This window comes from Shewanella sp. SM87 (assembly GCF_025653705.1).
In the GTDB taxonomy this organism is placed as follows: domain Bacteria; phylum Pseudomonadota; class Gammaproteobacteria; order Enterobacterales; family Shewanellaceae; genus Shewanella; species Shewanella oncorhynchi.
Genome location: NZ_JAKKSC010000003.1, coordinates 157142 through 171645, shown reverse-complemented (window position 1 = coordinate 171645; position 14504 = coordinate 157142). Strand labels below are relative to the sequence as shown.

The following is a 14504-nucleotide window of genomic DNA, read 5'->3' as shown; positions in this document are numbered from 1 at the left end:
ATCAATTTAGAAAAACTGGCCACGATTTAGCTAAAGAGCGATAACAGTTCATCGGCGCTTCCTTGCCATGTGCCCTTGCCTTTACCTTCGAGAATACTGTCCGCCAGACTTTGCTTATGCTGCTGCATTTCTTGGATTTTCTCTTCTACTGTACCTTCAGCAATCAGCTTATAGACAAACACGGGCTTATCTTGGCCGATACGATGGGCTCTATCCGTAGCCTGTTTTTCCGCCGCCGGATTCCACCAGGGATCATAGTGGATCACAGTATCCGCCGCGGTGAGATTGAGCCCAGTTCCGCCCGCTTTTAAGCTGATTAAGAACACAGGCGTATCGCCCTCTTGGAACTTATCTATCTGCGCTTGGCGCAGGCGAGTTTGTCCTGTGAGTTTACTGTAATCGAGCCCCAGGTCCACCAACGCAGCTTCAATCAAGCTGAGCATGCTAGTGAACTGGCTGAAAATCAATATCTTACGCCCCTCTTGCACCATCTCGGGCAAGTTCTGTTTTAGCCAGTCTAACTTAGCATTATTCTTCACTTTCTGCGCTTGCTCTAACTTCACCAAGCGCGGATCACAGCAAGCTTGGCGTAGCTTAAGTAAGGCATCAAGAAACTCGATATGACTGCTACCAACGCCTTGAGTGGCAAATAAATCCCGCAGTTTTTTCTCCATCACCAGTCGAATACTCTCGTAGAGATTACGCTGATCTTTTTCTAACTCTAAACTCTGGTAAATTTCGGTTTTAGGGGGTAATTCACCGACCACTTCATCTTTGGTTCGACGCAACACAAAAGGCGCAATCCGCTGACTCAAGATTTGCGCTTGCTCCATATCGCCATAACGTTCGATTTTGTGCCTAAAGGATTTGTTAAAGAAGGCATTCGTGCCGAGTAATCCTGGCAAACTAAAATCCATCAAGGACTTAAGTTCGCCTAAGTGATTTTCAAGCGGCGTACCCGACAGGCACAATCTAAACGGCGCTTTAAGATCTTTAATCACTTGAGTCACTTTCGCCTGCGCATTTTTTATCTGCTGCGCTTCATCCAGCACGATATGTTCAAACACCTGCCGTTGATAATAGTCACTGTCGCGCACAATCAGCGGATAGGTCGTCACCACAATATCAAACTCATTTAAGCGTTCGAGCAAAGGCTTGCGTAAAGCACCATGAATAACGACTAGCTTTAACGATGGCGCAAATTTCGCGGCTTCTTTCGCCCAATTACCCACCAAGCTCGTTGGGCAAATAATTAAACTCGGTGAACAACTTGCCACCGTGGATTTTAGTTCTTGCTGCTTAAGTAAAAAAGCCAAGGTTTGAATGGTTTTACCCAGCCCCATATCATCGGCCAAAATACCGCCAAGCTGATATTCCTTTAAGAAACAGAGCCAATTTAAGCCTTGCTGTTGATACTGGCGTAACTCAGCATTTAAGTTGTCTGGGACTGTGACCTCTAACACACCGTTAAAATTTTCGAGCTTAGTCGCTAAACTGCGCACTCGTTCACCATTAAGCAAACGAATATCAATGTCGGCAAAATCATTTAATAGGTGGGCACGGTATTTAGGCAAAGACACGCTGTTGCCTTTGTGGCTATCGAACAGTTCTAAAATAATGCTGATCAGCGGCTTAATCACGCTGGCTTTGACTTTTAACCAATCACCATTTGGGCTTGGTAACAGCAGTTCTGCATCATCGGCGGGCTCACCGTACTGCTTAAGCCAAGTGGCAATTAAAGGCAACATAGGCACTATTTGACCATCAATGTCAGCATTCAGTGACAGAGAAAACCAGCCCTCTTGCGTATCATCCAGCTCAATCGCCAGCGGAGTATCAATGACATTTAAGCTGAAATTGTCGGCAAAATGTACTTGGTAACCTAAAGCCTCTAGCGCCGGGATTTCCTGTTGAATAAAGTGCAACCAAGCATCAATCGTTTCAGGCAGTGAACCTAACCCCCAAATACTGACATAGCTGCCACTGTTAGGGATAAAAGAAGGCGCAAGCTCCACCAGTTCCAATGCCATCAAACGATTAATCGCATCCATTTCCGCATCGAGTTGACGCGCGACTTGATAGGTTTTGCCTTGATGAGTGACTAAGGACAAGGGCTCGTCGGGATATTGGCCGCCGAGCACCACATCTTGATAGACAAATTCCAGCAGCACTAATGGCTGCGCCATAGCAAACTCAGGTAAATCCTGCGAGGTTAAGGTCAACCTAACTTGAAGCGGCACTTGCAGCTCGACAAAATCAATCAAAGCAGGCGTAGGTACCGTTTTCGCCGAAAAATGCTTAATCAGTTTGTGGCTCACCAGTTCAATCTGAGAGCTAGGCACTGGCGGCATCTGACTGAGTAATAACAGCTTTTCAACACTGATCTCTGTGTCTAATGCGCCCACTTTAAAATAATCTAAATCAATATAAGTCGGTGGCTCACAGGGGATAAGCTCCCAATTGTCTTTATTGGGCAGCATTAACTGCATTTGTTTATGCTCGGCATCCTTATCTAACCAAATGAATTCAGGCTTGCTCGCTTCACCTCGGGTGAGCGGTAAACGGCTCTCCTCCCAAAAACACCGCCCAGTGACGAGCATTTTTTCCAGTGCCATGGCACCTAACTGAGCTTTAAGATACAGACGCGAGGCACCATGGCGACGGGTTGACATGATGAGATTGATGATGAGCACGTCTTCAGCGCCAATCCAAGCGGGCATGTAATATTGCACGTCGGATAAAGCGATTTTCGAGCCTTTGTTATAGCCACCATTCTTCGCCAACTTGCCTTTTCTTAGCTCAAGAAAGACACCGTTATCATCTTTAGATAACACGTACAGCACGCGATCGTCGTAGAGTAGATCAACATTTGAAACCGTGAGATCATCACTTTCGTCTAGCAGATGTAACCACTGAGCAATACGTTGATCTTCAACGGTTCTATCACTCAGTAAACTGTAAAGTACGGCAGCAATATGTTTGCAATGCCCAGTGGCGGGACATGAACAGAAGCCATTCATGATCAACTTATGGTTCATGCTGACAAGGCGAATATCCTGCCGATAGGGCTGGGATTCCGTCCCCATGACACGACCTTCAATATGACGAAAATCGGCGTTCGCTTTGGCGCTCAACACCCGTCCCTTCATCACATAATCACGGGCACGCATTAAGGTTGGCGGCGTGAATAATGACTCAATCGTGGTTCGAGTCAATTGGATAGGATCTTGGGGGGACAAGCGATTCATGTAAAAACCTTGAAACTAAAAATATCAACTCCGAGCAATAGCAAGCCATTGCCGCGCGACATTTATCAATAAGTTGTGTGGGATTGTATTGAAAGCCTTGGCCGAAAGCCAGAATGATAGCCTCTATCGATAAACCCACCCAGCCTGCAAAATAAGAGAACACACTTATTCGCAGACAGGGTATGGGCTTTATCGAGAGAAAAGTAATTGATAAATATCAATTATTATCAATGAGTGAGCGTTAACTGCTACAACCAAATGCTAAACTTGCGCTTTAGCGTCTGTGGCTTTGGCCTCAGCATTTTTTGTATCAGCACTTTTTTTATCAGCAATGTAGCGATCGACTAATGTTTCTAAGATATCCAAAGGAACTGCACCATTCTTCAGAACTACATCGTGGAAATCCCTGAGATCGAACTTATCACCTAAGGCCAACTTGGCTTTTTCGCGCAGTTCGAGAATTTTCATCATACCGACTTTATAAGCCGTCGCTTGACCTGGCATAACGATATAACGCTCAATCTCAGCCGTGATATCGCGATCGGACATGCCAGTATTTTTCTTCATATAGTCAATCGCTTGCTCGCGAGTCCAACGACTATGATGAATACCCGTATCCACCACTAGACGCACAGCGCGGAACAACTCAGCCTGCAGACGACCGATATTATCAAAGGGATCCTTTTGAAAACCGAGCTCCCACGCCAAACGTTCGCTATATAAAGCCCAACCTTCAATGTACGCCGTAAAAGGCGCCATCTTACGAATCAGTGGCATACCTTCTAACTCCATCGCCACTGCAATTTGGAAATGATGCCCAGGGATCCCCTCGTGGTAGGCTAAAGTGCGCATACCGTATTTAGGCGTGGCCTTGATGTCATATAAATTTGCATAGAAACGCCCTGGACGGCTACCGTCAATCGCGGGCTGCTGATAATAGGCACCCGGTGCCGTTTTCTCTTTAAACTCAGGAATTCGCACCACTTCCATGCCCGCTTCGGGTCGAATACGGAAGGCATCATCGAGTCCCGCATTCACTTCATCAAGAATATGTTGATAATCAACCAAGATTTGCGCCCTACCCGCATCGCTATCCTCGTAGTAAAATTTAGGATCGGCGGCTAATGCTTCAATCGCGACCGAGAAACCTTGGCTCACATCGTAACCTTCCGCGGCGAAGATAGTCATGATTTCACTTTGAATGCGATCCACCTCAGCGAGCCCTTTGGCATGGATTTCATCAGCAGTGTAATTGGTGGTCGTGAAGAACTTCAGCAATTGCTCATAGGCAAGGTTGCCATTTGGCAGCGCCCAATAACCATCATCCGTCCCAGCTTTGGCTTGTAGCTGGGTAAGGTAGTCGATAAATAATTGATACGCTGGATGCACGTAACCTTTAATGTCCGCTTCCGCCGCTGCCAATAACCGTGCTTGCTCATCGGCACTGATATCCGTGTCAGCCAATTTAGTTTTAAATGAACTGTAGAGAATATTGTCTTGAATCGGCGTCGCGACAAACTCATTCATCTCGGTCAGAACACGCTCAATCACGAACTTAGGCGGAATAATCCCTTTAGCTTCACGGATTTTTAAGCCTTCGAGAGTTTGCGAAAACTTAAGTTTCACCTTTTGTAAACGCGACAGATAGTTTTCTGCATCGCCCACAGAATGCACTTGGTGCTGCGCCTGCATAAAGCTGGGATACCCGTTTTGCACGCCAAACAACTGATTCAGCGGATAGTTATGGTAACGATACGGCTCAGAGATCAGCGCGAAATCGGCAAGATATAAGGCAATATCCTTGGAGATACGTTGATTTTCATCTAAATCCGCATCGGAATAGCTCAATAGGGTTTCACGCAGATCTCGCACTTGCGCGAAAGTCTTATCCATCGCCTCTGGACTATCGTCATCCAACTCGGCGTTATGGCCTGTAATCCCTAACGATTCCAAGAATCCCAATGAAGTCAAGGTCTCTGGGCTTTCGAAAGCCATCTTGACCACACTTCGATCTAGAAATGCGCGAAAGAAAAACGGCTTTTTCGCAAACCATTCATGGGCGGCCAGCGCCACTAATAACAGCACTAAGACTAAGCTGCCGAGTCCAATCCGTTTTAGTACTGTTTTCAACGTCATTCTCCATTCTTATTATATTCAATCTAAAGTTATCGCCCTGAATCCATAGCTCAAGCACGTTTTTATTGAATGACGAGAATACCATTAACCACAAATAAGCAACAATTCAATAACGTAACGAATCATGACAGAATCCTTACCTAAGCATACAAGCCCGCATTTAAACCTCATGGAACGGATTAAAAGGTTAATCGCAAGTCAGTCGTGGCAAACATAAAAAAACTTTTACACTAGATAACAATCAAACATAAAACCTATTGCTTTGAATATTAAGAGTTATATCTAATTCCGCACTCAATAAGTCGCAAAAAAGCAGTTTCAATATGAGAAGTATTTAAAAATAAAACTATACAAACCCCTAGAGTATGTTAATCTGCACTCCGGCCTGTGATTCAGACCTATTTATAAGCAATATTATGTATTTGAAAACCTTCGCTACGCCTGTAATATTTTTTTTGCTGTCATGAAGCTTTCCACTCATAACTTATCATCAATGTAAATAATTCTATTTCTGGCTAACATACCGCATAATTGCGAATTATTTGTTTGAAAATTTTGGAGACATTCATGTCTAAAACTACTGGTGTAGTTAAATGGTTTAACGAAGATAAAGGTTTTGGTTTTATTTCTCCTGACAATGGTGGCGCTGACGCATTCGTTCATTTCCGCGCAATCGTTTCAGAAGGCTTTAAAACTCTTGCTGAAGGTCAAAAGGTTTCTTTTGACATCGAACAAGGCCAAAAAGGTCCTCAAGCTGCGAACGTAGTTATTCTGTAATTAGACTTTGTCTAATTTAAGTTAACAAGTTCCAGACAAAAATGCCGACACTATGTCGGCATTTTTATATCTGCATTTTCATCCATCTCAAAAGAGTGAACCTCAGGCCTTTAGCCATGTAGGAGCTTAGCCTCAGCTTTCTCAAGTCGTCGTGGCTTACCCACTATCAGTAAGATATCCCCTGCACGAAAAACCCAGTCCTGCTCAGGATGTTCCACTTCAGCGCCATTGCGACGAATCGCCCTTAGCTCTACTTTCAGTGTTTCCCACAGGATATCGGCAACGGTTTTACCAATCGCATCAGCCCCACGCGGTAATGCCACCGCATGCAATGACTCTAAAGTAAAATCAGTTTCTGTGCCGGAAAAGAAGCCGTGTAAAAATTGATAATGATTGCGCCGCTCAGATTCTAGCCGTTTTAGGATCCGTGCCAATGGCACACCACATTGGTGTAATACCTGCGATACTAACATCAAGCTCCCCTCTAAAGACTCAGGGATCACTTGATTAGCTCCCGCCTTTTTAAGCAAGTCTAGATCGCTGTCGTCTTTAGTTCTAACTAAAATTTTAGCCTCTGGTGCCAATAACTTACATAAAGGTAAGACTTCTTCTAAACTACGTGACTCACAAAAAGTGATAACGATCATCTTAGCCTGTTTAACGCCCATTTGTTTTAAAATTGCCCGTTTACACACATCACCGAAATAAATAGGTTCGCCAGCACGACGCGCTTCAGTGACGCGCGTTGGATCGAGATCCAATACCAGATAAGGTACAGCTTCAGTTTTTAAAAAACGGGCAATGGTTTGTCCTACTCGGCCGTAACCAAAAATCATCACCAGCTCATGATCATCCATCATCAATGGCACAGCTTCATCCACATGCTTTGCCTGACGGATCCCCAGCGCCCATTTAGCAATATCCACACTATGACGAACTAACCAAGGAGCTATTGCCATGGAAAGCACGGCGACCATGACTAATATGGTACTGATCTCATTATTTAAAAGTTGATAGTTGACCGCTAAAGCCAATACCACAAAACTGAACTCCCCCACTTGGGCTAAGCTCATAGCCGTACTCATCGCAATTCGAAAAGGCTCGCCTACTAATCTTAAAATGCCATGAATGATCAGCGCCTTACCTAGCACAACCGCCACTAAGATCAGCAGTATCTGCCACCAGAAACGCATCACTAAGGTAAAGTCCAGCATCATGCCAATGGAGATGAAAAACAGCCCCATCAATAGATCACGAAACGGTCGTATATCCGCCTCAAGTTGGCGGCGGTACTGGCTTTCTCCCAGCAGCATACCCGCCATAAATGCCCCCAGCGCCATAGATAATCCTAGCCACTGAGTAAAAGCCCCAGTGACAAGCGCAACGACTAAGGTCGATAATACAAACAGCTCATTGGAGCGAGAACGCGCAACCTCATCAAATATCCGCGGCAGTGCCCACTTACCAAACGCCATTAAGAGGAAAAAAGCCAATATGCCTTTGAGCAAGGCAAAGGCGATGTCCGCGACCATCAAAGGTTCGCCGCCATTGGCCAGTAATGGCAATAGGATCAACAACGGCACAACCGCTAAATCTTGGAACAAAAGCACGCTGACGGAGAGTTCGCCATGGCGGCGCCTCAGCCATCCCTGTTCATTGAGTAATTTAAGGACTATAGCAGTAGATGACAACGCGATGGCTGCACCGATAACCAAGGCTTCAACCCAATTCAGGCCGCACAATAGGGCAACACCCATGGTCAACAGGGTCGTGATCACCATCTGCGCACTGCCTAAGCCAAATACAGTTCGGCGCATGGCCCACAGCCGCGGCACAGAGAACTCTAAGCCTAAGGTAAACATCAGCAGCACAACGCCAAGCTCGGCGACAGATTGCATTTGATGCTGGGTAAACCAATGAAAACCACTCGGGCCACTCACAACTCCTGTGAGTAAATAAGCCAGAATTGCGGGTAGGCCCAAACGACGCAGCACAGCAATGGCCACAATGGCAATCACGAGCATAAGTAATACTTGGATTAAAAAGCTATGTTCCATTGGGGGCTATGACTCCTGTCAAAATGCTGACGTGTCAAAAAATCTAACGCTGAGTTTTAAGCTTAACTGAATGACTAACAAAGACAAATTTTATTAACAAATATTGCGGCACGGTATTTGCTTAGACTAGGTTAGAGATGTATCGCACTAACATTTGCTGGAGTGATGATTATGGACTTTGGCCTAGCGACCGAGCTGTATCCCGACGAATATCGCTATCAAACAGAACATTATAGTCCCAATGATAATCCATTGGACTTGATACAAGTGATCCAACAACTGCATGCCAGTTTAGATCCTAGGACAGTCTTTGCCTGCTATGGCAAAGTGCTGGGACAACACTTGCCGATCCAAGGCGTGCGCTTAACCTATGGAGAGCACAAATTCAGCTGGGGCAAACGTTATGGTATCAGCGTCAAACGACAGCTCATGTGTGCAGGAATGCCATTAACGATTCAGTACCAACTGGTGACGCCATTTACGCCATCACAAACCTCAAACTTACAGGATATTGAACCGCTGTTATTGCAACCTTTATTAAATGCGTTGCAATATCAAGAAATGTCGATGCAAGCTATGTTTGACTCACTCACTGGCTTAGGCAATCGCCATTATTACAGTCAGAGTCTCAGCAATGCGACCGCAAGAGCCCATCGAAAACAAGGAGCCGTCGCTCTCATAGTGCTCGATCTTGATAACTTTAAACAACTTAATGATAAATTCGGCCATAAATGTGGTGACTATATTCTGAAGGAATTTGGTGACATCATTCGTGCAACCATACGCAATACAGATCAAGCCTTCCGGATTGGTGGTGATGAATTCGTCATTATTGTCCAAGGCAATATTCATGCGGCTGGCTTGTTATGTGAACGGATTGTCTCGGTAATCAATCAGCACAGTAGTTTCAATCAATTTGGGGTGAGCTGTAGTTTAGGGGCGGCAGAATCACACGATACCATTGAAACCGAACAACTTTATGAACTTGCCGATAAGGCGCTTTATCAAGCCAAAGCCGCCGGACGTAACTGCTATAAACTCAGCCAAAATCAATTAGTTTAACACGCGCAGGGATGCCAAATGAAATGCGATAACTCACTCGCAGCGCGTACCCCATAAAGGTCTAAATCAAACTGACGCGCTGCGTTCCACTCTCCTCTCGCTTTCCTAGAACACACCAATATTCCAAGATTAACTCTCGACTAGAATTCCTTTGCTCCCTCAACAAACACCTGTAAACCAAGTCCATTCGACTCAACAATAAAGCCCTTTTCAACCCACAGCCCAATTGCCATCACCAGTTGCTCGCCATAAAACACAAACCCCACCTTTTCGCGTACCCAAGGCGGAATGGCAAACTCTTGCCACAGTTTCTTTAATTCTCGCCCCTTACCCCGAGAATACGGGTGGCAGCGAAATTGTCCCGCTAGTTGATAACGCACACTGACCACTTCATCAGGCCAAGGTAAGCGGACTCTGGGACCTTGTTTTGTCACTATCAGCCTAATCTGCTCACCATTCGCTAAGCCCGCAGGCGACACGACTAATTCGGTACTATCTCCCTGTAATAAAGAAATAAAGTCATGCTGTGGCAAGGTCCAACTCACAGGCTGAGTGTGACGTTTGTAAGTTTGATACTTGAATAAATAGACTTGATTAGCAAAGCGGCGGATTTCACACTCACCCACTCGAATATGCACTTTAGCATCGTCTTTCGCGTTAAGAAGCTGAGTGATGATTTGCTTAAGCTGCACCTTTGAGGGCAAAGCAAAACCTTGGGATTCAATAAAGCCACGTAAGAGTAACGCTTGCCAGTCGGCTGACTGTTCAGCAAAACCATCGAGCTTGAATACATTTTGAGTATGGTAAGGCGCTTGGGTTAACCATAAAGGTAAACGTTCACTCACCTGTAAATCCAGCGTCGCCTGTTGTTCGGCGCACAATGCCGCACTTCGACTCGCAGTTGTCGCAATACTCGGCCAACGCGCTTTTAAGCGGGGAATAATTTCTAAGCGTAAAAAATTTCGATCGTACTTATCGTCTTGATTACTTTCATCTTCAATATGCACTAAGCCCTGCTGTTTTGCGTAGGCTTCAATCTGCTCACGGCTGATATCCAATAACGGCCGCAATTGTTTGCCTTGTGCTAATGCTTGTACTTGCCCCATGGCCGCCAGCCCTTTCGGGCCTTGACCACGTTTCAGCGCCAATAAAATAGTCTCAAGCTGATCGTCTTCATGGTGAGCTGTCAGCAACACATCATTGGCACTTAAATGCCGCTCAATCGCCTGATAACGCACTTTGCGCGCTTCAGCTTCAAGGCTCAATCTTGGCCCACGATTAACCGTGACTCGCTCAACCGTCACGGGCAGGTCGTAATGCTGGCCCCGCTCAAGGCAATGCTGTGCCCAAGCCTCAGCGTTATCACTTAGGCCATGGTGTACATACACTAGCTGATAATTAAACTCCGGATGTGTCCGTGCAAACTGGCTTAAACCAAAGGCCAAGACTTCAGAATCAACCCCACCACTGTAAGCCAGTACTAACTTGCTGTCAGGCGCTAAGGATTGCGCAGCCAAAAAATCACAGATATGCGCGCTGAGATCGCCAGCAGTCAATGCTTCGTCACGCTTAGCCGACATAAGTTAACTTCATCTGTTTACACCTAAGACATTCGCCAACATTAGAATAAAATTCTCACCTTGTTTGGCCCGAGTAACGATTCGAGCGAGAGCATCAAGTCATCGGTCGGATTCACTCGCCAAGCATCGGCTAACCTAAACTGACCTTTGGCTTGAGCTTGAGTGTAATTGATCACCACAGGCACAGCACCGTTACGCCACGGGCTTAGGGCTTGCTCGAAAGTGTCTAACGCCGATGGCGTTAACTCGCTGCCATCCATATCAATTTCCAGCGCCTTGGCAAAGTGGCTGCGCGCCTCACTGATATCAATGATGTTACGCGCCGTCATGCGGTTGCCGCCGGCAAAATCATCGTAACTCACCTCACCTTCACAAATGAGGATGCGGTCTTTCTCCAGCAGATGATTAAATTTTTCAAAGGCTTCGGTAAACAACATGATTTCAAGACGTGCGCTCTTATCATCGAGTGTCAACAGGCCCATTTTCGAGCCGCGCTTGGTCAGCATCACTCGCGTTGCCACCACTAACCCCGCAGCCTTAGCGGTTTTACCCCGTTCGGTGGGATGCACATCTTTCAAACGACCGGACGTGTAATGCTTAAGCTCTTTTAAATATTGATTGATCGGATGACCAGTCAAATACAAGCCTAAGGTTTCGCGCTCGCCTTCGAGCCAAATTTTATCTGGCCATGGGGTACATTCGACAAACTGCTGCTTACTGTCTTCGGGTTCACTGTTGAGCAAACCAAACATATCGTGTTGGCCAATCGCCTCGGCTTTGGCATGTTGATCAGCAGCCCGAATCGCTTCGGGCAAGGTTGCCATCATAGACGCACGATGCGGCCCTAGAGTATCGAGTGCGCCCGCGCAGATCAGCTTTTCAATCACGCGCTTATTGAGCTTTTTCAAATCGATACGGGCACAGAAATCGAATAAATCCACGAAGGGGCCATCTTTACGCGCCTCTAAAATCGATTCAACTGGACCTTCACCCACGCCTTTAATGGCGCCAATGCCATAAACAATGCGCAAATCATCATCGACGGTAAATTTGAACAAGCCTTTGTTCACATCCGGAGGAATGAGCGGTAATCCCATACGCTCGCATTCATCGACCAAAGTCACAATTTTATCTGTGTTGTCCATATCGGCCGACATTACCGCCGCCATAAACTGCGAAGGATAATGGGTTTTTAGCCATAAGGTCTGATAAGACACAAGCGCATAGGCGGCTGAGTGAGATTTGTTAAAACCGTAGCCGGCGAACTTTTCCACTAAGTCGAAGATCTTCATCGACAAGTCGCCGTCGACGCCGTTATTGATTGCGCCCTCTTTAAAGATACTGCGCTGCTTGGCCATCTCTTCGGGCTTTTTCTTACCCATAGCACGGCGCAACATGTCGGCGCCGCCAAGGGTGTAACCCGATAACACCTGTGCAATCTGCATCACTTGCTCTTGATACAGAATAATACCGTAGGTCGGCGATAGCAGTTCTTTTAGTGATTCATGCTGGTACTGTGAATCGGGATAAGACACTTCTTCGCGCCCATGCTTACGCTCGATGAAGTTATCTACCATGCCCGATTGCAAAGGCCCAGGGCGGAACAATGCCACCAGTGCGATCATGTCTTCAAAACAGTCGGGCTGCAGACGCTTAATCAAATCCTTCATACCGCGGGATTCCAGCTGGAATACCGCTGTGGTTTCATATTTTTGCAACAAGCGGAAAGATGCCGCATCCGTTAACGGAATCGCTTCGATGCGCACCGGTGGGCGACCATTTTTGACCTCGACCTTATTCACCATCTCCAGTGCCCAGTCGATGATTGTCAAAGTACGTAAACCCAAAAAGTCGAATTTAACCAGCCCTGCGGTTTCGACGTCGTTTTTATCGAACTGTGTTACTGGGTTTTTACCTTCTGCGTCGCAATAGAGCGGCGCAAAATCGGTAATTTTTGTCGGTGCAATCACCACACCACCCGCGTGTTTGCCCGCGTTACGCGTCACACCTTCGAGCTTGCGGCACATGTCAATCAGATCTTTTACGTCTTCATCGGCATCATAAGATTCTTGCAGGGCTGGCTCGACCTCAAACGCTTTTGCCAGGGTCATCCCAGGTTCTGGTGGAATGAGTTTAGAAATTCGGTCAACGAAGCCATAGGGATGACCCAGCACACGGCCAACATCGCGAATAACCGCTTTTGCCGCCATAGTCCCGAAAGTGATGATTTGCGATACCGCTTCGCGACCGTACAATTCGGCCACATGGTCGATCACTTCATCACGTCTATCCATGCAAAAGTCGACGTCAAAGTCGGGCATAGAAACCCGCTCAGGGTTGAGGAATCGCTCGAACAGTAAGTCAAATTCCAATGGGTCTAAGTCGGTAATCTTAAGCGCATAGGCCACGAGTGAACCCGCGCCCGAGCCACGACCAGGCCCTACTGGAATACCGTTATCTTTACCCCATTGGATGAACTCCATTACGATCAAGAAGTAACCGGGGAACCCCATCTGGTTGATCACTTTAAGTTCAATGTCGAGGCGCTCATCGTATTCGCCGCGTTTCTCGGCGCGCACCTCAGGATCAGGGAACAAAAACTCGAGCCGCTCTTCAAGGCCCTGCTTCGAACAATCAACCAGAAAGTCTTCGATGGACATATCACCCGTCGGGAAGTTGGGCAGGAAATATTCGTACAAACGGATCGTTACATTACAGCGTTTAGCGATTTCGACACTGTTCGCCAACGCCGCAGGAATGTCGGCGAATAGTTCACACATTTCCTCTTCGCTACGCAAATACTGCTGTTCACTGTATTTTTTAGGTCGGCGAGGATCGGCAAGGGTAAAGCCATCGTGAATTGCCACCCGAATTTCGTGGGCATCAAAATCTTCGGGTTTAAGAAACACCACCTGATTAGTAGCCACCACAGGGATGCCCTTCTCCTGCGCTAAGGCCACAGCCATATGCAGATAACGCTCTTCATCGGGGCGACCTGTGCGGATAAGTTCGAGGAAATAACGGTCAGTGAAATGAGTCTGATAAAAGTCGCATAAAGATTCGACTTGTGTGCCATTGCCCTTGAGCAGTGCCTTACCCAGATCGCCTTCTTTGGCGCCCGATAACAGCAAAATGCCTTCGTTATAAGTGAGTAACCACTCTTGGTCTATCACTACACGGCCGGCCACTTGGCCACGCAAATAGGCTTGACTGATGATTTGGGTCAGATTCTGATAACCGACATTGTTCATCGCAATGATGGTTAAGGCGCATAATTCACCTTCAAATCCAGGCACTTGCATCCAAAAATCGGCACCAATAATCGGCTTGATCCCCGCACCATGGCAACCACTGTAAAACTTCACCAAACCACAAAAGTTATTTTGGTCAGTCAAGGCGACCGCGGCCATTCCCTGCGCTTCCACCTGCGCCAAAATAGGCTTGACCTTGGCCACGCCATCGGTCATAGAGAAGTCACTGTGGACACGAAGATGCACAAAACGAGGATCGGACATAATTAGGATTATCTTTGAATAGCAGGTTAACAATAACTAGAAAGCAGACTAACAAAGTCACGCAGCCAGAGCCAGTGACTTTGCTGGATAACGGGAACTTATACCCAAACAACCTGAAACTCGTATCTT

At 46.6% G+C, this 14504-nt stretch carries 7 protein-coding genes; 2 read left to right on the top strand and 5 right to left on the bottom strand.

Annotation, left to right across the window (positions count from 1 at the left end; genetic code table 11):
• Window positions 1–26 precede the first annotated feature (26 nt).
• Together L5M11_RS03680 and L5M11_RS03675 are read right to left on the bottom strand one after the other, a co-directional pair.
• Window positions 27–3248, bottom strand: a complete 3222-nt coding sequence (locus L5M11_RS03680) for a DEAD/DEAH box helicase (RefSeq protein WP_263191388.1) — start codon at window positions 3246–3248, stop codon at window positions 27–29.
• A gap of 261 nt (window positions 3249–3509) precedes the next feature.
• Window positions 3510–5384 carry a DUF885 domain-containing protein gene (locus tag L5M11_RS03675; protein WP_263191387.1) on the bottom strand — a complete coding sequence of 625 codons (1875 nt, stop codon included), beginning with the start codon at window positions 5382–5384 and terminating at the stop codon, window positions 3510–3512.
• Window positions 5385–5951: 567 nt separating this feature from the next.
• Here L5M11_RS03675 and L5M11_RS03670 point away from each other — a divergent pair.
• Window positions 5952–6161: a cold-shock protein gene (locus tag L5M11_RS03670; RefSeq protein ID WP_006080998.1), complete on the top strand. Its 210-nt coding sequence runs from the start codon at window positions 5952–5954 to the stop codon at window positions 6159–6161.
• 110 nt (window positions 6162–6271) lie between these two features.
• On the opposite strand, the gene L5M11_RS03665 is transcribed toward L5M11_RS03670, so the two are convergent.
• The gene (locus tag L5M11_RS03665) at window positions 6272–8218 is read right to left on the bottom strand and encodes a monovalent cation:proton antiporter family protein (protein ID WP_212600036.1); all 1947 of its coding nucleotides are present in this window, start codon (window positions 8216–8218) and stop codon (window positions 6272–6274) included.
• 171 nt (window positions 8219–8389) lie between these two features.
• Here L5M11_RS03665 and L5M11_RS03660 point away from each other — a divergent pair, with 171 nt between their 5' ends.
• Window positions 8390–9280, top strand: coding sequence for a GGDEF domain-containing protein (locus tag L5M11_RS03660; protein WP_263191385.1), 891 nt, complete (start codon window positions 8390–8392; stop codon window positions 9278–9280).
• A 140-nt stretch (window positions 9281–9420) separates the two neighbouring features.
• Here the strand turns inward: L5M11_RS03660 and tilS are convergent, their stop codons facing one another.
• A complete protein-coding gene (gene tilS / locus L5M11_RS03655) occupies window positions 9421–10860 on the bottom strand; it encodes a tRNA lysidine(34) synthetase TilS (protein WP_263191384.1) in 1440 nt (479 codons plus the stop codon).
• Between the two features lie 41 nt (window positions 10861–10901).
• Window positions 10902–14375 carry a DNA polymerase III subunit alpha gene (dnaE, locus tag L5M11_RS03650; RefSeq protein ID WP_263191382.1) on the bottom strand — a complete coding sequence of 1158 codons (3474 nt, stop codon included), beginning with the start codon at window positions 14373–14375 and terminating at the stop codon, window positions 10902–10904.
• Between the last annotated feature and the right edge of the window lie 129 nt (window positions 14376–14504).